Here is a 20,878-nt window from a genome sequence, read left to right as displayed (position 1 = left end):
GTGGCCTGGACCACCACGCCTGATGACAAGCCAGCCCTCCGCAACGTAAAGCGTGATTGACATGCTCAGAGGTGGGTGACAAGCTTCCTTTACCGATTCGAAAAGGATGCGTGCCATGCTCATGAACCCGGCGATCCGCCGCTATTACCGCCGCATCCTGCCGCTCGGCCTTGCCTACGCGGTGTTGCTGGTCGCGATCGTCGCGCTGTTCTGGCGCGGGGCGCTGCATGGTCCGATCGCCTATGTCGCAGCGTTGCTGCCGGCGGTGCCGCTGATCGGCACATTCGTCGCGCTCGGCCAATATATGGTTGAAGAAACCGACGAGTATCTGCGCATGCTGATGATCCGTCAGTCGCTGATCGCCAGTGGATTCATGGTCAGCGTCATGACCGCGTGGGGCTTTCTCGAGGGCTTCGGATTGGTGCCGCACATCGTGTCCTATTACGCGGCGGTGCTGTGGTTTGCCGGGCTGTGGATCGGCTGGGGGTATAATATCGTGGCAATGCGGCGCCCCGCGTGAAAAACCGTCTCAAGGTGCTGCGCGCCGAACGGGACTGGAGCCAGGGCGACCTCGCCGAGCGCCTCGAAGTCTCGCGGCAGAGCGTCAACGCGATCGAGACGGGACGCTACGATCCGTCTTTGCCGCTCGCGTTCAAGATCGCCGAACTGTTCGGGCTAGCGATCGAGGATATCTTCACCAGTCCGTCGAAGGAGCCCGTGACATGATCTCGCATCTCAAAGCCCGCCTTGCCGCCACCGTGGTCACGTTGATGATCGTCCTGCAACCCATCGGAAGCGACGCGCAGTCTGCCCCCGCCACCGCGCCAAAGGTCGAGGCGGGCGCGACGCAGATGCCGCATATCTCGGTGCAAACGACCGGCAAGGGCACGCCGGTGATCCTCGTTCCTGGGCTATCGTCGCCGCGCGCCGTATGGGCGGGCTTCGTGCCCACGCTCGCCAAGTCGCACCGGGTGTATGTGGTGCAGGTCAACGGCTTCGGCGGCGACGATCCGCGCGCGAACCTGTCGCCGGGCATTCTCGACGGGATCGTCGCCGACCTGCACACGCTGATTGCCACGTCGATCACTGGGTCGAAGCTCGGCAAGCCCGCGATCGTCGGGCATTCGATGGGCGGGCTGGTCGCGCTGATGCTGGCCAAGGCGCATCCCGAGGATGTCGGCAAGCTGATGATCGTCGATTCGCTACCGTATATCGGCGAGATCTTCGCGCCCGGCGCGACCGTGGCGGCGCTCGAACCGCAGGCCAAGGCGATGCGCGCCGGCATGGCCGCGGCGTACGGGAAGCCGGCCAACCCGGCAGCGAACGCGGCGCTTGCCGAGCGCATGGCACTGAAGCCCGCCTCTCGCACGGCGGTCGCCGGCTGGGCGGCGAAGGCGGATGCGCGCGTCGCAGCGCAGGCGATGTACGAGGACCTGACCACCGACCTGCGTCCCGCTATGGCGTCGATCGCCGCGCCGATCACGCTGGTCTATCCGTGGAACGCGGTGGGACCGACCAAGCCGGTTGCCGACGCACTTTATCGGAAGGCCTATGCCCCTGCGCCGCGCGTAACCTTCGTCGATATCGGCGATGCGGCGCATTTCGTGATGCTCGATCAGCCTGCCGCGTTCCAGGCTGCACTCGACGCCTTTCTCCGGCGCTGAGGGGCGGCTAAGGTGTCGGCATGACCGACATCGCCACGCCGCCTGCACCGACGCCCCCCATCAAGGCCCCCGTCAAGGAGCGCCCTCGCCTCGCCTATCATCATACACCTGGGACAGGGCCAACTCTGGTGTTCCTGTCGGGGTATGCGTCCGACATGATGGGGACCAAGGCGGTGACGCTGGAGGCGTGGGCGAAGTCCGAGGGGCGCGCGTCCCTGCGGTTCGATTATGGCGGGTGCGGGCAGAGCGAGGGGGCGTTCGAGGACCAGACGCTGGTCGACTGGCGCGACGACGTGCTGGCGATGATCGACGCGCTGGCCGAGGGCTCCGCGATCCTGGTCGGATCGTCGCTGGGCGGGTGGCTGATGTTGATGGTGGCCAAGCTGCGCCCCGACCTAGTCAAGGGGTTGGTCGGGATCGCTCCGGCGCCCGACTTCACCGACTGGGGTTTCACCACCGACGAGAAGATGACGCTGCTCAGCAACGGGCGGCTCGAGCGCAAGAACCCCTACGGCCCCGAACCGACGGTCTATACCCGCGCGTTCTGGTCGTCGGGCGAGGCGAACCGGCTGATGTTCGGCGAGATCGCGTTCGACGGCCCGGTGCGGCTGGTGCAGGGGCAGCGTGATCCGGACGTGCCGTGGCACCGCACCGCGCGCCTTGCCGAGCTGTTGCGTTCAGCCGATGTGCAGACGTGGCTGGTCAAGGACGGCGACCACCGCCTGTCGCGCGACAGCGACATTTCCCTCATCATCCGGGCGGTCGAGGATGTGATCGCCGCCCTATGATCTCGATTTTGCTCGCTCTCGCAGCCGCTCAGACCGCTGGCCAAGCCACTGGCCATACCTCCGGCTTGGCACCGGCGCAGGCCGGGCCGCTCGACATCCGGGCCGACCGGTTGCAGCGCTGTATCGCGCTCGTCCAGACCGATCCGGCGGCGGCGCGGGCCGAGGCAGCGCGGTGGCGGATCGCGGGCGGGCGCTTCGCCGCGCGCGAATGTGCCGGTCTCGCGTTTGCCGCGGAAAAGGCGTGGCCGGCGGCGGCGGGCGAGTTCGAGGAGGCCGCGCGGGCGGCGCAGCTCGCCAAGAATGCGGGCGCTGCGACCTATTGGGCGCAGGCGGGCAATGCGTGGCTGGCGGCGGCCGACCCGGCCAAGGCGCGTGTGGCGCTCGATTCTGCGCTGACCGCGGGGACGTTGACCGGCTTGCCGCTGGGCGAGGCGCAGCTCGATCACGCGCGCGCGCTGGTCGCGACAGGGGACCTTGAGGCGGCGCGGACCGATATCGATCTGGCGCTGACCAATGCCGCGGACGATCCGCTCGCGTGGTTGTTGTCGGCGACGCTGGCGCGGCGCGAGGGGAATCCGGCACGGGCGAAGAAGGATATCGGCGAGGCGCTGAGGCGGTCGGCGGACGATGCTTCGGTGCAGTTGGAGGCGGGCAATATCGCGGCGCTGGCGGGCGATGAGGCTGGTGCGCGGGCGGCGTGGGGACAGGCGGCGCGGCTGGCGCCGGATACGCCGGTGGGGCGGAGTGCGGTGGCGGCGTTGCGGCAGTTCGACGGGCAGGCTAGCGCTCCTCGTCCCAGCATGCCGATCGGACGCTAGCGCTCGCCTCCTTGTTCTCCCGCGAAGGCGGGAGCCCAGACTGGGTCCCCGCCTTCGCGGGGAAACAAGCTTCCCTGGAACCCTACCCTTTCACGCCACTCAAGCCGTCCCTATCTTCCGCTCCGAACAACCCTCGGAGCAAGCATGAAATACCTCCACACGATGATCCGCGTGACCGACCCGGCGAAGACCATCGCGTTCTTCGAGCTTCTCGGGCTGAAGGAGGTCCGGCGGATGGAGAACGAGAAGGGTCGCTTCACGCTGATCTTCCTGTCGGTCCCCGGCGACGAGGGTGCCGAAGTCGAGCTGACGCACAATTGGGATCCGGAAGAGTATGGCGAAGGCCGCAATTTCGGGCATTTGGCCTACCGCGTCGACAATATCTACGACACGTGCCAGCGGCTCCACGATGCCGGCGTGACGATCAAGCGGCCGCCGCGCGACGGGCACATGGCGTTCGTACGGACGCCCGACAACATCTCGATCGAGCTGTTACAGGCGGACGGTCCGCTCGATCCTGCCGAGCCGTGGGCGTCGATGCCGAACACCGGCAAGTGGTGACACGCTGATGCTCGATATCGTCCGCGTGCCGGTGCTGGCCGACAATTACGCCTGGCTGATCCACGACACCGTCTCGGGCGAGACGGTGGTGGTCGATCCGGGCGAGGCTGGGCCGGTGATCGCCGCCGCGAAGAAGCGCGACTGGCGGATCGACCGGGTGTGGACGACGCACTGGCATCCCGATCATACCGGCGGGAATGCCGAGATGAAGGCATATGGCGCCATCGTCGTCGGCCCGGCGGCGGAGGGAGACAAGATCCCGACGCTCGACGAGCAGGTCGGCGAAGGCGATGTCGTATGCCTTGGTGGGCACGAGGCGACCGTGATGACGGTGCCGGGGCATACGCAGGGGCATATCGCGTTCCACTTCGCCGACGACGCTGCGATCTTCACCGGCGACACGCTGTTTGCGATGGGCTGTGGCCGGCTGTTCGAGGGGACGCCGGCGGATATGTTCGCGAATATGCAGCGATACGCGACGCTTTCGGATGAGACCGAAGTGTTCTGCGGGCATGAATATACGCAGAGCAACGGGCGCTATGCGTTGGTTGCCGAGCCGGACAATGCGGACATCGTCGCGCGGATGGTCGAGGTCGACGCAGCGCGCGCGAAGGGTGAGCCTACCGTGCCGACGACGATCGGGCGCGAGCGGGCGACCAACCCCTTCCTGCGGGCGACATCGGTCGAGCAGCTTGCCGGCTATCGTGCGGCGAAGGATGCGTTTCGCGGATAAAGAGCGCATGAGGATGGCGGGGATTTTGAGGAGCGTTGCGATGCGTATGCGAACCCTGCCACTCTTGATGCTGCCGGCACTCCTATTGGGTGCATGTACGCAGACCCAGGCGGAGGTCGAGCGCGCGCAGGTCCGCGAGGCTGGCGTGCAGGAGAAGCTGGCAAAGGAACTCGCCGGACTGGTGCCGGGCAAGCCCGAGACGTGCATCAGCCAGTTCCCGCAGAAGCAGAGTTCGGGATACGGCGCGACGATCCTGTACCGGGTGAACAGCGGGCTGGTGTATCGCAGCGATACCGTGGGTGGCTGTGAGGGCATCGCGCGCGGCGATATCCTCGTGACGCGGACATCGACCGGGCAACTGTGCCGCGGCGATATCGCGCAGACGTTCGACCAGACCTCGCGCTTTCCGACCGGGAGTTGCAGCTTCGGCGACTTCGTGCCGTATCGGAAGCCCTGATGCGCGCACTGCTCCTCGCGGCGTTGGCGCTGCCGCTTCTCGCCGGCCGATCGGACCCGCTTGAGGGGCGCATTGCGGGGGCACCCGTGCGGTGCATCGACCTTCAGCAGCTCAACGGGCCTGAGATCGTCGATCCGCAGACGATCCTGTATCGGCAATCGGGCAAGCGGATCTGGAAGACGGGGCCGGTCGGCGAGTGTGCTTCGTTGCGGCCGCTCGATACGTTGATCGTCGATGTTTATGGTGGGCAATTGTGTCGGAATGATCGGTTTCGGACGGTGTCCGGGGGTATGTCGATCCCGTCGGGATATTGCCGGTTTCGGGATTTCACGCCGTATGACAAGGTGAAGTAGCGCCTAGTTCAGCCTGAAAGCGCGCCCTCCCAACTTGTCGCACCACCCCGGCGGAGGGCCCAATTGGGGGACGACGATGGCGTAAGACAGCGCTCCGTTACAACGACCTTCCAACTGGGCCCCGGCCTGCGCCGGGGTGGTAGAAGTAAGGCCGAACGTCGTACCCCTTCGTCATCCTGACGAAAGTCAGGATCCAGGGTTGCTCAGGGCAACGCGCATGGCTCTGGATCCTGACTTTTGTCAGGATGACGGGAGTCAGTCCTCGAATACCGCCGCCCGCTTCTCCATGTTCGCGCGGACCTGTTCGATCTGGTTAGGCGTGCGGATGACCTTCAGCTGCTCTTCGGTTTCCGCGTGCAGCACCGCTACCGCATCGGCATCCGCAGCAAGGTTGTAGAGTGCCTTCGATCCGCGGATCGCGTGGGGATTCCTTCCCGCGATCTCGCGGGCGAGCATCATCGCCTCGCCGAGCGGGTCGTCCGACAGCCGCGTGACGAAGCCGTGCCGCAGCGCTTCCGCGCCATCGAACTCGCGGGCGGTGTAGGTGAGTTCGCGCAGTACGTCGTCGCGGGCAAGCGTTCGCCAGAGCGCGATCCCGGCCATGTCGGGGACCAGGCCCCAATACGCCTCACGTATCGCGAACCTCGCCTGCGGATGCGCGATGCGGATGTCGGCGCCCGACATGATCTGGAAGCCGCCGCCAAACGCTACGCCGTGGACCGCGGCGATCACCGGCATCGGCAAGGTCCGCCAGCCCCACGCGACCTGCTGGACGAGGTTGGCACCCTCTTCGGTGCGGTCGCCGAGTGCCAGCCCGGAACCGCCGTTCGCCATCGACGCCATGTCGAGCCCGGCGCAGAACGCCTTGCCCTCGCCCGAGAGGACGACACAGCGGACTTCGGTCATCCCCTTGAGCCGGTCGATCGCGGCGGCGATGCCTTCGAACATCGCCGGGTCGATCGCGTTCATCTTGTCGGCGCGCGCGAGGCGGACGTCGGCGATGCCGTCCGTGACGGTGATGGTTACCCGGTCGTTCATTTTGGCGATCCTCTCGATCTTTGCGCGAACGCTAACCGGCCCTGCGCTCGCCCGCAACGTTGCGCGCGGCCACCCGGCGTGTAGAGGCGGGCAATGGCTGGTTTTGATCCACAATGGTTTGCGACGCGCGGGTTCGGCGGGCACGGTGCCGCGCTGGGGATGCGCTATCACGCGCATGGCGACGACTGGGCGGAGCTTGCGCTGCCCTATGACGAACGGCTGATCGGCGACCGCGCGAGCGGCGTGATCGCGTCGGGGCCGATCATCACGATGATGGACATGGCGACGAGTCTGGCGATCTGGATCAAGCGCAACGCGTTCGTGCCGCATGCGACGCTCGATCTGCGGGTGGATTATCTGCGGCCGGCGACGCCGGGCAAGACGGTGATCGGGCGCGGCGAATGCTACCGCATCACGCGCTCGATCGCGTTCGTCCGCGGGCAGGCGCATGACGGCGACCCGAGCGATCCGCTGGCGCACGTCGCGGGGACGTTCATGGTCGTGGGTGACGTTGCCGGCATGGGTCTCAACAGAAGGATCGAGGCATGACGATCGGCCTGCCGCCCTATGCGGAGATTCTCCGCGTGTCGGTCGAAGCCGAAGACGGCGCGCCACCTGTGTTGCTGATGCCGTTTGCGGATGACGTGCTGGGGCGGCCGGGGTTCTTACATGGGGGTGCGATCTCGGGGTTGCTGGAGATGGCGGCGATTGCGGCCTTGCAGCATGCGTTGGAGGCTGAGGGCGGCGGGCGGATCAAGCCGGTGAACGTTACCGTCGATTTCATGCGGGGCGGCAGGGACAAGCCTACTCGGGCGGCAGGCGTGGTGACTCGGTTGGGGAACCGGGTGGCTAATGTCGAGGCGACAGCGTGGCAGGACGAGCGGGAGAAGCCGATTGCGGCTGCGCGGATGAACTACCTGATCGTGCGCGACTGAACTTCCTCCCCTCCCGCAAGCGGGAGGGGACCGAGGGGTGGGCGCGCGGCTTCGGCGTTGGCTGACGTAGCGATGATCCCGCCACACTGCACCGTCAGCAACCGACGTGAACGCGTGCCCACCCCTAGCCCCTCCCGCTTGCGGGAGGGGGATGGTGTTGTGGCTTACTTCGCCGTCAGCTTGATCAGGCGGCCTTGCGAGTCGCCGCCGTCTTCCAGCACCCAGATCGCGCCGTCAGGGCCTTGTTCGACTTCGCGGATCCTTGCCCCCATGTCCCATTGGTCGCCCTTGGCGGCGTTGGTGCCGGTGAGGTGGACGCGGACGAGGGACTTCGACGACAATCCGCCGATGAAGGCGTCGCCCTTCCACTGCGGGAACATGCTGCCCGAATAGATCATCAGGCCGCCGGGGGAGATCACCGGGTTCCAGAACACCTTGGGCGGCTCATAGCCGTCGCCGGGCTTGTGATCGGGGATGTCGGTGCCGTCATAGTTGCTGCCGTTCGAGGCATTGGGCCAGCCATAGTTGAGGCCGGGCTTGATCAGATTGACCTCGTCGCCGCCCTTGGGGCCCATCTCCTGCTCCCAGAGATTGCCCTGCGCGTCGAACGCGATGCCCAGCAGGTTGCGGTGGCCGTAGCTCCAGATCTCGGGCGCGAAACCTTTCGAAACGAGCGGGTTGCCGGGGGCGGGCTTGCCGTCGAGCGTGAGGCGCAGCACCTTGCCGAGCGTCATCTTCGGGTCCTGCGCAGGCGTGAACTTCTGGCGCTCGCCGTTGGTGAAGAACAGATATTTGCCGTCGGGCGAGAAGGCGATGCGGCCGGAATAATGGCCATTGCCCTCGACGAACGGCCGCGCGCTGAAGATCGTCTCGATCTCGCCGAGACGCTCGCCGCCGCCACCATCCGGACGCAGGCGACCGCGTGCGAGGACGACGCCCTTGCCGCCCTCGCCTGCAGTCGAATAGCTGAAATACACGCGCTGACTGGTCGCGAAGTCGGGGGCGAGGACGACGTCCATCAAGCCACCCTGCCCGGCCGAATCGACCGTGAGCGTCGCGACGGTCTGGCGCGACTTGCCGTCGGCGGAGACGAGCAGCATGTGACCCTTCTTTTCGGTCACCAGCATGCGCTTGTCGGGCAGGAACGTCATCGCCCAGGGCGAATCGAAATCGGCGACCACCGTCTCCTTGAACGGCTTGCCCGCCGCTGCCGGTTGCGCGGAACAGGCGGTCGAGGCGAGCAGCGTGGTTGTCAGCAACCCAGTGGCAAACAGCGTTTTGCGAATCATGATCTTCTCCCGGAAATCTCTCCGCAAACGCGGCGCGACAGATGAAGGTTGCGCGCGCTTGCGGAGCAGCGCCACCCCGCGTATAGAGGCACCACTTCTCTACATCGCCAGATGAAGAGGCTGCGGGGCTTGCTCCGCGGCGGCAATCACCTGTGCTTTGGCCCTGTTTGGAATTTCGATGGCGAATATCGCCCTGCTGACCGACCTGATCGAACCCGAGGCGACCGCGCTCGGCCTCAGCCTCGTGCGCGTACGCATGCAGGGCGGCAAGTCGGATCCGACGTTGCAGGTGATGGCCGAGCGCCCCGACACCCGCCAGCTGGTGATCGAGGATTGCGCCGAGCTGTCGCGCCGGATCTCCGACAAGTTCGACGCGCTCGAAGCCGAGGGCAAGGACCCGGTCGGCGAGGACGCGTACCGTCTCGAAGTGTCGAGCCCCGGTATCGATCGTCCGCTGACCCGGCTGCAGGACTTTGCCGACTGGGAAGGCCAGGAGGCGCGCATCCGCCTCGTCGAGCCGTTCGAGGATCGCAAGCAGATTTCGGGCAATCTGATGGGCGTCGAGGGGACGAAGATCACCGTCGACGTCAACAAGCACAAGCTCATGACGATCGACTTTTCGCAGGTCGCCGACGCCAAGCTCGTCATGACCGACCGACTCATCGCCGCGACCGCGCCGCTTTCCACCGAAGGCGCGGACGAAGTTTTCTATCAAGACGTGGCCGAGCCTGATGCTCAGGGCACCGAGACCGAAGAAGGACAGCATTGATGGCCACGGCAGTCACCGCAAACCGCGCGGAACTGATCGCGATCGCGAATTCGGTCGCGTCGGAGAAGATGATCGACAAGGCGATCGTGATCGAGGCGATGGAGGACGCGATCCAGCGCGCCGCCCGCTCGCGCTACGGCGCCGAGAACGACATCCGCGCGAAGCTCGATCCGAACACCGGCGATCTGCGCTTGTGGCGCGTCGTCGAAGTGGTCGAGGCGGTCGACGATTATTTCAAGCAGGTCGACGTCAAGGGCGCGCAGAAGCTCCAGAAGGACGCCGCACTCGGCGACTTCATCGTCGACCCGCTGCCCCCGATCGAGTTCGGCCGCATCGCCGCACAGGCCGCCAAGCAGGTCATCTTCCAGAAGGTCCGCGACGCCGAGCGCGAGCGCCAGTTCGAAGAGTATAAGGACCGCGCAGGCGAGATCATCACCGGCGTCGTCAAGCGCGTCGAGTTCGGCCATGTCGTCGTCGACCTGGGCCGCGCCGAGGGCGTCATCCGCCGCGACGCGCAGATCCCGCGCGAAGTGGTGCGCGTCAACGACCGCATCCGCTCGCTGATCCTGAACGTCCGCCGCGAGAACCGTGGGCCGCAGATCTTCCTCAGCCGCGCGCACCCCGACTTCATGAAGAAGCTGTTCGCGCAGGAAGTGCCCGAGATCTACGACGGCATCATCGAGATCAAGGCCGCGGCCCGCGATCCGGGGTCGCGCGCGAAGATCGGCGTCATCTCGCATGATTCGAGCATCGATCCGGTCGGCGCGTGCGTCGGCATGAAGGGCTCGCGCGTCCAGGCCGTCGTCCAGGAAATGCAGGGCGAGAAGATCGACATCATCCCCTGGTCGCCCGACATCGCGACCTTCGTCGTCAACGCGTTGCAGCCGGCCTCCGTGTCGCGCGTCGTGATCGATGAGGAAGAAGAGCGCATCGAGGTGGTCGTTCCCGATGACCAGTTGTCGCTGGCGATCGGTCGTCGTGGCCAGAACGTGCGGCTCGCGTCGCAGCTGACCGGCAAGGCGATCGACATCCTCACCGAGGCGGATGCGTCGGAGAAGCGCCAGAAGGACTTCGTCGAGCGTTCGGCGATGTTCGAGAAGGAGCTCGATGTCGACGAGACGCTCGCGCAGTTGCTGGTCGCCGAAGGGTTCACGAACCTCGAAGAGGTCGCCTATGTCGAGGTCGAGGAGATCGCCGGCATCGAGGGCTTCGACGAAGACTTGGCGGGCGAGTTGCAGAACCGTGCGACCGAGGCTTTGGAGCGTCGTGACGCTGCGAGCCGCGAAGAGCGTACCGCGCTCGGCGTCGAGGATGCGCTGGCCGGCATGCCGTACCTCAACGAGGCGATGCTGGTCACGCTCGGCAAGGCGGGCATCAAGACGCTCGACGATCTCGCCGATCTCGCGACCGACGAACTGGTCGAGAAGAAGCGCATCGAGCCGCGTCGTCGCAATGAAGATGCGCCGAAGCGGCCTGAGCCTAAGGGCGGGATTCTCGCGGAGTATGGCCTGAGCGACGAGCAGGGCAACGAGATCATCATGGCCGCTCGCGCGCACTGGTTCGAGGACGAGGCTCCCGAGGCTTCGGCTGAGCAGGCGGACGAGGCGGACGAGACTCCGGTGGAAGAGGCTTCGGCTGACGAAGCTGTTGTTGATGACGCTGTGGTCGAGGACGCTGCGACTGAAGAAACGACGGCCGACGAAGCCGTGGCTGAGGACGCTTCGGCGGACGACGCTTCGGTCGAGGACGCTTCGGTTGAAGACGCGGCGGACAAGACCGACACGAAGAGCGAGGACGACAAGGCCTGATGCCCTTCGTCAGCATCCGCATCTCGGGGTCCGCCACCAAGGACCAGAAGTCCGGCATCGTCGCCGACGTCACCCAGTCGCTCGTGCAGCGGCTGGGAAAGAACCCGGTTGCGGTGCAGATCGTGATCGAAGAGGTCTCGACCGAGAATTACGCCGCGGGCGGCCAGTTGCTGGTCGACCGCGACGCTCCGAAGACGACTCCAGCGCAGGAGGACGCACATGCGGAACCCTCCCGATGAGGCGCTAGGCGCTACCGACACCCTGCCTTCCTCCCCTCCCGCAAGCGGGAGGGGACCGAGGGGTGGGCGCCCGGCTTCAGCCAAGGGCGACGCTTCGGCCAAATCTCACGCTTCCAAGGCTAAGGCCAAGGGCGGCAATGGAGGTGAGCGCGGGCCCACCCCTAGCCCCTCCCGCTTGCGGGAGGGGGATGACGACTTGCCCGTCCGCAAGTGCATTCTTTCGGGCGAGCGCGACGTCAGGCCGCACCTCGTGCGACTCGCGTTGTCGCCTGATGGCCAGATCCTTCCCGACGTGCGCGCCAAGGCTCCCGGCCGCGGCGCGTGGATTGGCGTAACTCGAGTCGAGCTCGAAGCCGCGATCAAGAAGGGCAAGCTCAAGGGCGCGCTCGCACGGGCGTTCAAGACCGGCGAGTTCACCATCGATCCCGAGCTTCCGGCCAAGATCGAATCCGCGCTCGAGCGTAACGCGCTTGACCGGCTCGGTCTCGAATCGCGCTCCGGCACGGTGCTGATCGGCTCCGACCGGATCGAGCAGAACGCACGCCAGGGCAAGCTGAAGGCGCTGTATCACGCGTCCGACGCGGCCGAGGACGGCAACCGCAAGCTCGATCAGGCGTGGCGCATCGGCAACGATGTCGAGGGCTCGGGTTTGCGGGGGTTGGCACTCCCTGTGTCACGCACCATATTGGCGTTGGCGCTGGGGCGGGAAAATGTGGTACACATTGGCCTGACCGACCGCGCTGCAGCAAAGCGGGTGAGCGAAGCGCTCGACCGTTGGTTGCATTTTATCGGCCCCGAACCTTCTTCCGTGTCTTGCGAAACGGCCTCGCAGGGCGCATCGGCGTCACCACAAAATGGGGCGCCACCGATACAACAGGCGTCCGGATCGACCGGAACACGCCCGGCCGTGGACATGACTGAGGAATTTGAGTGAGCGACACGGACAACGAGAAGCCGAAACTTGGCATGCGCGCACCTTTGGGTGTGAAGCGCACGGTCGAGACCGGCCAGGTGAAGCAGAGCTTCAGCCACGGCCGATCGAATACGGTGATCGTGGAAACCAAGCGCGCGCGCGTCCTGCGCCGTCCGGGCGAGCCCGACGTGCAGGTCGCGGATGCCGCACCGGTTGCCGCGCCCGCCCCGGCGGCTGCCCCCGCAGCCCCGGCACCGCAGGCGCGCGCACCGCAGCCTGCGCCCGCCCCCGTGCGTCAGCAGCAGAGCAATCTGTCGCCGCAGGAGCGCCAGGCCAAGCTGCTCCGCGAGGCCGAAGAGCAGCGCATGAACACGCTGGAAGAAGGGCGTCGTCGCCAGGAAGCCGAACGGGCCAAGGCGATCGAGGACGAGCGTAACCGCGTCGCCGATCGTGCGCGTGCCGAGGCTGAAGCCAAGGCGCCGAAGCCCGTCGAGGCACCCGCACCGGCACCGGCACCGACCCCTGTGGTCGAAGCGGCTCCTGCTCCGGTCGCGGCTCCGACGCCAGCGCCTGCGCCGGCTCCGGTCGAAGCCCCCGTTGCTGCGGCGCCTGCCCCGGCTCCGGTTGCCGCGGCACCTGCGCCTGCACCGAAGCCCGCTCCGGTAGTGGCTGCTCCTGCGCCGGCTTCCAAGCCTGCGCCGGCCCCCGTTGCTCCACCGGCACCGCCGCCCGTCATCGAACTGACCCGCGATCCGGCGTTCCCGGCACCGCGCCGGTTCTCGCCGGTGGCACGTCCCGAGCGTCCTCCGCCGCCGCCAAAGCCTGTCGCAGCACCCGCTGCCGCAGCGCCGACAACGGCTGCGAATGCCGGCACGACCGCGGCGCGCCCCGGCGCGACCGGCGTCAATGCTCCGGCTGGTGGCATCCGTCGCGACGCCGTGCCTGCGCGTCCGCAGCAGCGTGACCGCAAGGGTGACGATCGTCGCACCTCGGGCAAGCTCACCGTCAACCGCGCGCTCGGCGATGGTGATGGTGCACGCGCTCGCTCGCTCGCCGCACTGAAGCGTGCGCGTGAGAAGGAGCGTCGTGGCACCGGTGGTCCGCGCGAGGCGCAGGCCAAGCAGATCCGCGACGTCGTCGTCCCCGAGGCGATCACGGTGCAGGAACTCGCCAACCGCATGGCCGAGAAGGGTGCCGACCTCGTCAAGGCGCTGTTCAAGATGGGCATGCCCGTCACGATGACGCAGACGATCGACCAGGATACCGCCGAGTTGCTCGTCACCGAGTTCGGCCACAACCTGACTCGCGTCAGCGATGTCGACCAGGATCTGGCCAACGACACGATCGACGATGCCGAGGAGACGCTGAAGCCGCGTGCCCCGGTCGTCACGATCATGGGTCACGTCGATCACGGCAAGACGTCGCTGCTCGATGCCCTGCGCGGCACCGACGTGGTGCGCGGCGAAGCGGGTGGCATCACCCAGCATATCGGCGCCTACCAGGTCACGCTGAAGGACAAGTCGAAGATCACCTTCCTCGACACCCCGGGCCATGAGGCGTTCACGCAGATGCGTGCGCGCGGCGCGGACGTCACCGACATCGTCATCCTGGTGGTGGCGGCGGACGACGGCCTGATGCCGCAGACGGTGGAGGCGATCGCCCACACCAAGGCGGCGGGCGTGCCGATGATCGTTGCGATCAACAAGATCGACAAGGAAGGCGCGAATGCCCAGAAGGTGCGCGAGCGCCTGCTGAGCGAGGAGATCGTGGTCGAGGACATGGGCGGCGACGTCCAGGACGTCGAAGTCTCCGCGACCAAGAAGATCGGTCTCGATGCGTTGATCGAGAAGATCCAGCTCCAGGCCGAACTGCTCGAACTGCGCGCCAATCCGGATCGCGCCGCCGAGGGTACGGTGATCGAGGCCAAGCTCGACAAGGGCCGTGGCCCGGTCGCGACGATCCTCGTCAACCGCGGTACGCTGCGGGTCGGCGACATCTTCGTGGTCGGTGGCGAGAGCGGCAAGGTCCGCGCGCTGGTCGACGACAAGGGCAAGCAGATCAAGGAAGCGGGTCCGGCGATGCCGGTCGAGGTCCTCGGTCTGTCGGGTGTTCCGCAGGCAGGCGATCCGTTCCAGGTCGTCGAGAACGAGGCACGCGCCCGCGAAGTCGCGGAATACCGTCGCAGCGTGAAGACCGACAAGCGGACCGCTTCGGTTCCTGCCAGCCTCGAGAGCATGTTCTCGGCGCTGAAGGAAAAGCAGGCGATCGAATATCCGCTGGTCGTGAAGGCGGATACGCAAGGCACGGTCGAGGCGATCGTCGGGGCGATCAACAAGATCTCCACCGATCTGATCAAGGCGCGCGTGTTGAGCTCGGGCGTTGGCGGCATCACCGAGTCGGACGTCACCTTGGCGGCCGCATCGGGGGCACCGATCATCGGCTTCAACGTTCGTCCGAACGCCAAGGCACGCGAGATCGCCGAGCGCCAGAAGGTCGCGTTCAAGTATTACGACGTGATCTACGACCTGATCGACGAGATCCGGGCGGGCATGGCCGGCGAGCTTGGGCCGGAAGCGTTCGAGACGGTCGTCGGTCGTGCCGATATCCGCGAGGTCTTCTCGGCGGGCAAGCACGGCAAGGCGGCAGGTCTGCTCGTCACCGAGGGCAACATCCGCAAGGCGCTCAAGGCGCGCATCACGCGCAACGATGTCATCATCTACCAGGGCGAAATCGCATCGCTGCGTCGCTTCAAGGATGATGTCGCCGAGGTCCGTGCGGGGCTCGAGTGCGGCGTGACGTTCACGTCGAACTTCGTCGACATCAAGGCCGGCGACGTCCTCGAGACGTTCGAAGTCGAGATGCGCGAACGTACGCTTTGAGGCCGAAAGCCCTCTCCCCTGCGGGGAGAGGGTTGGGTGAGGGGCGGTACCGCGCGACAGCGTTCGTGGCCGCCCCTCACCCCCACCCTCTCCCCGGAGGGGCGAGGGAGTTAGAAGAATGAAGACCGATACCCCAGAAGCAAAAGCCGTCCGCTCCTTGCGAGTCGGCGAACAGGCGCGTCACGCGCTGTCCGACATCCTCGCGCGCGGCGACGTCCACGATCCGGTGCTCGAAAAGCATCTTGTGACGATCACCGAAGTCCGCATGTCCCCCGACCTCCGCCACGCCACCGTCTTCGTGAAGCCGTTGCTCGGCAAGGACGAGGAAAAGGTACTGAAGGCGCTCCGCACCAACACCGCCTACCTCCAGCGCGAAGTCGCGAACCGGGTGCAGATGCGGTATGCGGCGAAACTCAAGTTCCTCGCGGACGAAAGCTTCGACGAGGGCACGCACATCGACCAGTTGTTGCGGGATCCGCATGTTGCGCGGGATCTGGCGGAAGATTGATACTGGAGGCAGTTTAGTACCCCAGTTGCAGCGAGTCAGGTTGATCGCGGGTCGATTGCAATGCCTCGTCCGCCCCATCAAGGTTCCCTGCCCCTCCCGCTCCTCGCGTCCCGCCCTCCTTTCCGTTCGTGCTGAGTAGAGACCGAGTAGCTTCGCAGAAGCGTATCGAGGGCTCGTATCGAAGCACATGTTCCGCGCGCCAACCTGTCCTTCGATATGCCGCTTCGACAAGCTCAGCAGCTACTCGGGACGAACGGGTGTGGGGTAGCGCGTGACAAACGCCCCTGGACATCCGCCCGCCTTCCCGCTCTTTGCCCCCAATGGCCAAGCTGTATTTCTACTACGCGTCGATGAACGCGGGGAAGTCGACGAACCTGTTGCAGGCGGACTTCAACTATCGTGAGCGGGGGATGCGGACGATGCTGTTTACCGCGGCGATCGACGATCGGTTCGCGGCGGGGACGATCACGTCCCGGATCGGGCTGGAAGCGCCGGCGATCGCGTTCGATGCGGGGACGGATATTGGGGCTTGCGTGGTTCGGCAGCACGGCGAGGAGGCGATCTCCTGCGTGCTGGTGGATGAGGCGCAGTTTCTGACGTCTGCGCAGGTCGATCAGCTTGCGCATATCTGCGACGTCGTGGGGATACCGGTGCTGGCGTACGGGTTGCGGACTGATTTTCAGGGGGCGCTGTTTCCGGGGTCGGCGCGGTTGCTGGCGCTGGCGGACTCGCTGGTGGAGATCAAGTCGGTCTGCATGTGTGGGCGCAAGGCTACGATGAACCTGCGGGTCGACGGGAACGGGCGGGCGATTGCCGAGGGGCAGCAGACCGAGATTGGCGGGAACGACCGCTATGTCGCGCTGTGTCGGCGGCATTTTACCGAGGCGTTGGCGTAACGCCCCCACTCCCGTCATCCTGACGAAAGTCAGGACCCAGGGTACCGGACACCGTCTTTTGTGGCTCTGGGTCCTGACTTTCGTCAGGATGACGGAGTGAGTGGGGACCGCTCCCGCTTCAACTAAGCTCTAGGACTTATACGCATGCATGGCTGGATCATTCTCGACAAGCCGCTGGGGCTTGGCTCGACGCAGGGGGTGTCGGCGGTGAAGCGTGCCTTGCGCGGCGGCGGGTATGGGAAATTCAAGGTGGGCCACGGGGGGACGCTCGACCCGCTGGCTACCGGCGTTCTGCCGATCGCCGTCGGCGAGGCTACGAAGCTGACCGGGCGGATGCTCGATAGCGACAAGATCTATGATTTCACGGTAATGTTCGGGGTTCAGACGGATACGTTGGATGCCGAGGGTGTGAGCATCGCTACGTCCGATGTGCGGCCGACTCTCGCTGCGGTGGAGGCTGTGCTTGCGCAGTTTACCGGGCCGATCTCGCAGGTGCCGCCTGCGTATTCTGCGCTGAAGGTGGATGGGGAGCGGGCTTATGACTTGGCACGGGCTGGGCATGAGGTGGTGCTCGCGAGCCGGAATGTGACGATTCATTCGCTATCCTCCCCGGTACGGGGAGGGGGACCAGCGCAGCTGGTGGAGGGGGGCTTCCGCAAGCGTTCCGCGGGTGGCGCGCCCCCCTCCACCCCCGTCCAAGCGGACGGCGGTCCCCCTCCCCGTGCCGGGGAGGAATTGCCGGAGGTCGCCCTGCCCCACGCCCCCCTCGAGGAGGTCACGCTCACCACGCATGTGTCGAAGGGCACCTACATCCGCTCCCTCGCGCGAGACATCGCAATCGCCCTCGGCACCGTCGGCCACGTCACCATGCTGCGCCGCACCAAAGCCGGTCCGTTCGACCTCACGTCCGCGATATCGCTGGACAAACTGGACGAACTCGCTAGAGGCAACGCGCTTGAAGATGTACTTCTGCCCTTGAGGGTGGCGCTGGACGACATCCCGGCTCTCTCCCTCACCCCCGACCAGGCAGGGGCGCTCCGACAGGGGCGTATCTTGGCCGGGATCGCCGCAGACGATGGCCAATACTTTGCCGAACTGGACGCTGTCCCGGTCGCGCTGGTCGAGGTCGAGGACGGAGACGTCCGGGTCGTTCGCGGTTTCAATCTGTGATGTCGAGGACATGAATTCATGACGATTACCGCTGAACGCAAGACCGAGCTCGTCAAGGAGCATTCGCGCGCCGAGGGTGACACCGGTTCGCCGGAAGTCCAGGTCGCGATCCTGACCGAGCGCATCAAGAACCTGACCGAGCATTTCAAGGGCCACAAGAAGGACAACCACTCGCGTCGTGGTCTTCTCATGATGGTCAACAAGCGCCGGACGCTGCTGGATTATCTCCGTCACAAGGATGGCCAGCGCTATCTGGATCTGATCGCGAAGCTCGGCCTCCGCAAGTAACACGAACGGCTCCCCTCGGGGGGCCGTTTTCGTATATAGGGTTGTTCTCCCGCGAAGGCGGGAGTCCAGACTGGGCCCCCGCCTTCGCGGGGGAACAAGGAACTGGAGGGGCGGCAATTCGGCCACCCCTTCCGGGATGACAATTCATCCCACACCGCCGCGGGCCGGCTAAGCCCGCACATAGGCCCCGTTCGCATCTGGCGACCGGAGTGAAGGAAAAAGAATGTTCGATACCAAGACCGTAAGCGCCCAGTGGGGCGGCAAGACGCTGACGCTCGAGACCGGCCGCGTTGCGCGCCAGGCAAACGGCGCAGTGCTCGCCACCCTCGGCGAGACCGTCGTTCTGTGCGCCGTGACGGCTGCACGGACCGTCAAGGAAGGGCAGGATTTCTTCCCGCTCACCGTCCATTACCAGGAGAAGTTCTCCGCGAGCGGCCGCATCCCCGGCGGCTTCTTCAAGCGTGAGCGCGGCGCGACCGAAAAGGAGACGCTGACCAGCCGTCTCATCGATCGCCCGATCCGTCCCCTCTTCCCAGAGGGTTTCTACAACGAAATCAACGTGATCTGCCAGGTTCTGTCGTATGACGGCGAGAACGAGCCGGACGTCCTCGCGATGGTCGCGGCGTCGGCAGCGCTGACGATCTCGGGCGTGCCGTTCATGGGCCCGATCGGCGCGGCACGCGTCGGTTACGTCGATGGCGCGTACATCCTCAACCCGACACTGGAAGAAGCCAAGGCCGGCGATCTCGACCTCGTCGTCGCCGCCACCGGCCAGGCCGTGATGATGGTCGAATCGGAAGCCAAGGAGCTTTCGGAGGAGATCATGCTCGGCGCCGTGCAGTTCGCACACAAGGCGTGCCGCGAAGCCGCGAACCTGATCATCGATCTGGCCGAGAAGGCTGCCAAGGATCCTTGGGAAATGGCCGAGCAGGCCGACCTGTCGACCGCCAAGGACAAGCTGAAGAAGCTGATCGGCAAGGACATCGCGGCCGCCTACAAGGTGACCGACAAGTCCAAGCGTTCCGACCTGCTGAATGCCGCGCGTGCGAAGGGCAAGACGGCGTTCGCCGATGCATCCCCGCAGGACCAGATGGCAGCCGGCAAGCTGATGAAGAAGCTGGAGGCGGAGATCGTCCGCGGCGCCATCCTCAAGGACGGCACCCGCATCGACGGCCGCACCACCACGCAGATCCGTCCGATCGAGGCGATGGTGCATTTCCTCCCGCGTACGCACGGCTCGGCCCTGTTCACGCGCGGCGAGACGCAGTCGATCTGCACCACCACGCTCGGTACGCGCGATGCGGAGCAGATGATCGATGGTCTGAACGGCCTCAGCTACGAAAACTTCATGCTGCACTACAACTTCCCGCCATACTCGGTCGGTGAAGTCGGTCGCTTCGGTGCGCCGGGTCGTCGCGAAGTCGGTCACGGCAAGCTCGCATGGCGCGCGCTGCATCCGGTGCTGCCGACCAAGGAAGAGTTCCCGTACACGATCCGCGTCCTGTCGGACATCACGGAGAGCAATGGCTCGTCGTCGATGGCGACGGTCTGCGGTGGTTCGCTGAGCATGATGGATGCGGGCGTTCCGTTGAAGCGTCCGGTATCGGGCATCGCGATGGGCCTGATCCTCGAGGGCAAGAACTTCGCGGTTCTGTCGGACATCCTCGGCGACGAGGATCACCTCGGCGACATGGACTTCAAGGTTGCTGGCACGTCCGAGGGCATCACCACGATGCAGATGGACATCAAGATCGCCGGCATCACCGAAGAAATCATGGGCAAGGCGCTGGCGCAGGCCAAGGAGGGCCGCGCGCACATCCTGGGCGAGATGGCAAAGGCGCTCGACCACACCCGTGAGGAACTGTCGGCACACGCACCGCGCATCGAAAGCTTCCAGATCGACAAGTCGAAGATCCGTGAAGTCATCGGCACCGGCGGCAAGGTGATCCGCGAGATCGTCGCGCAGACCGGCGCCAAGGTCGACATCGACGACGAGGGCGTCATCAAGGTGTCGTCGTCCGACCCCGCGCAGATCGAAGCCGCGATCAAGTGGATCAAGGGCCTCGTCGAGGAAGCCGAAGTCGGCAAGGTTTATGACGGCAAGGTCGTCAACCTGGTCGATTTCGGGGCGTTCGTGAACTTCATGGGTGGCAAGGACGGTCTCGTCCACGTGTCCGAAATCAAGAACGAGCGCGTCGAGAAGGTGTCTGACGCCCTGACCGAAGGCCAGGAGGTCAAGGTCAAGGTTCTCGAGATCGACCCGCGCGGCAAGGTTCGCCTGTCGATGCGTGTCGTCGACCAGACGACCGGCGAAGAGCTGGAGGACACGCGTCCTGCTCGTGAGCCCCGTGAGGGTGGTGACCGTGGTCCGCGCGGTCCGCGTCGTGATGGCGATGGCGGTCGTGATGCTGGCAACGGCGGCGGCGGTCGTGATGGCGGCGGTCGTGGTCCACGCGGCGAAGGCGGCGGCGGTGATCGTGGCTCGCGTGGCCCGCGCCGTGACGGCGACGGTGGCCGTGACGCAGGTGGCAACGGCGGTGGCCGTGGTCCGCGTCGCGACGGCGGCGGCAACGGCGGCGGCGAGCGTGCTGCACGCACCGACGGTGACAAGGCGCCGGAGTTCGCTCCAGCATTCCTGACCGGCGATCGCGACTAAGCCTTTGCCGCCTAACGGCAATTGATGGAGGGGCTCGGGAAACCGGGCCCCTTTCTCATATCAGGCTCGCTTTGCCGCGTTATGGTCCGATAAGGCGATTAATGTCGGAACGGAGC

Annotated in this window: 23 protein-coding genes; 21 read left to right on the top strand and 2 right to left on the bottom strand. The window is 65.8% G+C overall.

The genetic code is table 11. The features are described 5' to 3' along the window. The first annotated feature begins 106 nt into the window (after nt 1-106). From C8J47_RS02765 to C8J47_RS02725, 9 genes are all read left to right on the top strand, one after another. Nucleotides 107-520, top strand: a complete 414-nt coding sequence (locus C8J47_RS02765) for a hypothetical protein (protein ID WP_259467323.1) — start codon at nt 107-109, stop codon at nt 518-520. After that, on the top strand, nt 517-726 hold the full coding sequence (locus C8J47_RS02760) for a helix-turn-helix transcriptional regulator (protein ID WP_121884340.1): 210 nt from the start codon (nt 517-519) through the stop codon (nt 724-726). The genes C8J47_RS02765 and C8J47_RS02760 overlap by 4 nt, the downstream gene beginning before the upstream one ends. Then, nucleotides 723-1,664, top strand: coding sequence for an alpha/beta fold hydrolase (locus C8J47_RS02755; RefSeq protein WP_121884339.1), 942 nt, complete (start codon nt 723-725; stop codon nt 1,662-1,664). The genes C8J47_RS02760 and C8J47_RS02755 overlap by 4 nt, the downstream gene beginning before the upstream one ends. Nucleotides 1,665-1,684: 20 nt before the next feature. Next, the gene (locus C8J47_RS02750) at nt 1,685-2,452 is read left to right on the top strand and encodes an alpha/beta fold hydrolase (protein ID WP_121884338.1); all 768 of its coding nucleotides are present in this window, start codon (nt 1,685-1,687) and stop codon (nt 2,450-2,452) included. After that, the gene (locus C8J47_RS02745; protein WP_121884337.1) at nt 2,449-3,270 is read left to right on the top strand and encodes a hypothetical protein; all 822 of its coding nucleotides are present in this window, start codon (nt 2,449-2,451) and stop codon (nt 3,268-3,270) included. Before C8J47_RS02750 ends, C8J47_RS02745 begins: the two co-directional genes overlap by 4 nt. A 144-nt stretch (nt 3,271-3,414) precedes the next feature. After that, nucleotides 3,415-3,831 (top strand): VOC family protein, encoded by a 417-nt coding sequence (locus tag C8J47_RS02740; RefSeq protein WP_121884336.1) that lies wholly within the window; start codon nt 3,415-3,417, stop codon nt 3,829-3,831. Nucleotides 3,832-3,838: 7 nt separating this feature from the next. Beyond that, nucleotides 3,839-4,564: a hydroxyacylglutathione hydrolase gene (gloB, locus tag C8J47_RS02735; protein ID WP_121884335.1), complete on the top strand. Its 726-nt coding sequence runs from the start codon at nt 3,839-3,841 to the stop codon at nt 4,562-4,564. Nucleotides 4,565-4,604: 40 nt separating this feature from the next. Continuing rightward, on the top strand, nt 4,605-5,021 hold the full coding sequence (locus C8J47_RS02730; protein WP_259467322.1) for a hypothetical protein: 417 nt from the start codon (nt 4,605-4,607) through the stop codon (nt 5,019-5,021). Beyond that, the gene (locus C8J47_RS02725) at nt 5,021-5,374 is read left to right on the top strand and encodes a hypothetical protein (protein WP_121884334.1); all 354 of its coding nucleotides are present in this window, start codon (nt 5,021-5,023) and stop codon (nt 5,372-5,374) included. Before C8J47_RS02730 ends, C8J47_RS02725 begins: the two co-directional genes overlap by 1 nt. 255 nt (nt 5,375-5,629) lie before the next feature. Here the strand turns inward: C8J47_RS02725 and C8J47_RS02720 are convergent, their stop codons facing one another. Beyond that, nucleotides 5,630-6,412, bottom strand: coding sequence for a crotonase/enoyl-CoA hydratase family protein (locus C8J47_RS02720; protein WP_121884333.1), 783 nt, complete (start codon nt 6,410-6,412; stop codon nt 5,630-5,632). A gap of 93 nt (nt 6,413-6,505) precedes the next feature. Here C8J47_RS02720 and C8J47_RS02715 point away from each other — a divergent pair, with 93 nt between their 5' ends. Together C8J47_RS02715 and C8J47_RS02710 are read left to right on the top strand one after the other, a co-directional pair. Then, on the top strand, nt 6,506-6,961 hold the full coding sequence (locus C8J47_RS02715; RefSeq protein ID WP_093398789.1) for a PaaI family thioesterase: 456 nt from the start codon (nt 6,506-6,508) through the stop codon (nt 6,959-6,961). Next, nucleotides 6,958-7,347 carry a PaaI family thioesterase gene (locus C8J47_RS02710; protein ID WP_121884332.1) on the top strand — a complete coding sequence of 130 codons (390 nt, stop codon included), beginning with the start codon at nt 6,958-6,960 and terminating at the stop codon, nt 7,345-7,347. The genes C8J47_RS02715 and C8J47_RS02710 overlap by 4 nt, the downstream gene beginning before the upstream one ends. A 164-nt stretch (nt 7,348-7,511) precedes the next feature. Here C8J47_RS02710 and C8J47_RS02705 read toward each other — a convergent pair whose 3' ends face one another. Next, nucleotides 7,512-8,636 (bottom strand): PQQ-dependent sugar dehydrogenase, encoded by a 1,125-nt coding sequence (locus tag C8J47_RS02705; RefSeq protein ID WP_121884331.1) that lies wholly within the window; start codon nt 8,634-8,636, stop codon nt 7,512-7,514. 178 nt (nt 8,637-8,814) lie between these two features. On the opposite strand from C8J47_RS02705, the gene rimP reads away from it, so the two are divergent. From rimP to pnp, 10 genes are all read left to right on the top strand, one after another. Beyond that, nucleotides 8,815-9,405 carry a ribosome maturation protein RimP gene (gene rimP / locus C8J47_RS02700; protein WP_121884330.1) on the top strand — a complete coding sequence of 197 codons (591 nt, stop codon included), beginning with the start codon at nt 8,815-8,817 and terminating at the stop codon, nt 9,403-9,405. Further along, nucleotides 9,405-11,213, top strand: a complete 1,809-nt coding sequence (gene nusA, locus C8J47_RS02695) for a transcription termination factor NusA (protein ID WP_121884329.1) — start codon at nt 9,405-9,407, stop codon at nt 11,211-11,213. Before rimP ends, nusA begins: the two co-directional genes overlap by 1 nt. Continuing rightward, nucleotides 11,213-11,452, top strand: a complete 240-nt coding sequence (locus C8J47_RS02690) for a 4-oxalocrotonate tautomerase family protein (protein ID WP_121884328.1) — start codon at nt 11,213-11,215, stop codon at nt 11,450-11,452. Before nusA ends, C8J47_RS02690 begins: the two co-directional genes overlap by 1 nt. Nucleotides 11,453-11,648: 196 nt before the next feature. Then, entirely contained in the window at nt 11,649-12,386 is a 738-nt protein-coding gene (locus C8J47_RS02685; protein ID WP_259467321.1) for a DUF448 domain-containing protein, read from the top strand. Then, nucleotides 12,383-15,244 (top strand): translation initiation factor IF-2, encoded by a 2,862-nt coding sequence (infB, locus tag C8J47_RS02680; RefSeq protein WP_121884326.1) that lies wholly within the window; start codon nt 12,383-12,385, stop codon nt 15,242-15,244. Before C8J47_RS02685 ends, infB begins: the two co-directional genes overlap by 4 nt. 118 nt (nt 15,245-15,362) lie before the next feature. Next, the gene (rbfA, locus tag C8J47_RS02675) at nt 15,363-15,752 is read left to right on the top strand and encodes a 30S ribosome-binding factor RbfA (protein WP_107954753.1); all 390 of its coding nucleotides are present in this window, start codon (nt 15,363-15,365) and stop codon (nt 15,750-15,752) included. 320 nt (nt 15,753-16,072) lie between these two features. Continuing rightward, nucleotides 16,073-16,648: a thymidine kinase gene (locus C8J47_RS02670; RefSeq protein ID WP_121884325.1), complete on the top strand. Its 576-nt coding sequence runs from the start codon at nt 16,073-16,075 to the stop codon at nt 16,646-16,648. A gap of 144 nt (nt 16,649-16,792) precedes the next feature. Further along, nucleotides 16,793-17,818, top strand: coding sequence for a tRNA pseudouridine(55) synthase TruB (gene truB, locus C8J47_RS02665; RefSeq protein WP_121884324.1), 1,026 nt, complete (start codon nt 16,793-16,795; stop codon nt 17,816-17,818). A gap of 18 nt (nt 17,819-17,836) precedes the next feature. Next, entirely contained in the window at nt 17,837-18,106 is a 270-nt protein-coding gene (gene rpsO / locus C8J47_RS02660; RefSeq protein ID WP_055881152.1) for a 30S ribosomal protein S15, read from the top strand. Between the two features lie 223 nt (nt 18,107-18,329). Continuing rightward, nucleotides 18,330-20,762 (top strand): polyribonucleotide nucleotidyltransferase, encoded by a 2,433-nt coding sequence (gene pnp, locus C8J47_RS02655; protein ID WP_121884323.1) that lies wholly within the window; start codon nt 18,330-18,332, stop codon nt 20,760-20,762. Nucleotides 20,763-20,878: the final 116 nt, after the last annotated feature.

Origin of the sequence: Sphingomonas sp. PP-F2F-G114-C0414 (assembly GCF_003688595.1) — a bacterium.
Classification (GTDB): domain Bacteria; phylum Pseudomonadota; class Alphaproteobacteria; order Sphingomonadales; family Sphingomonadaceae; genus Sphingomonas.
The sequence above is the reverse complement of the archived record's forward strand: the minus strand, read 5'-3'. Positions and strand labels throughout refer to the sequence as shown.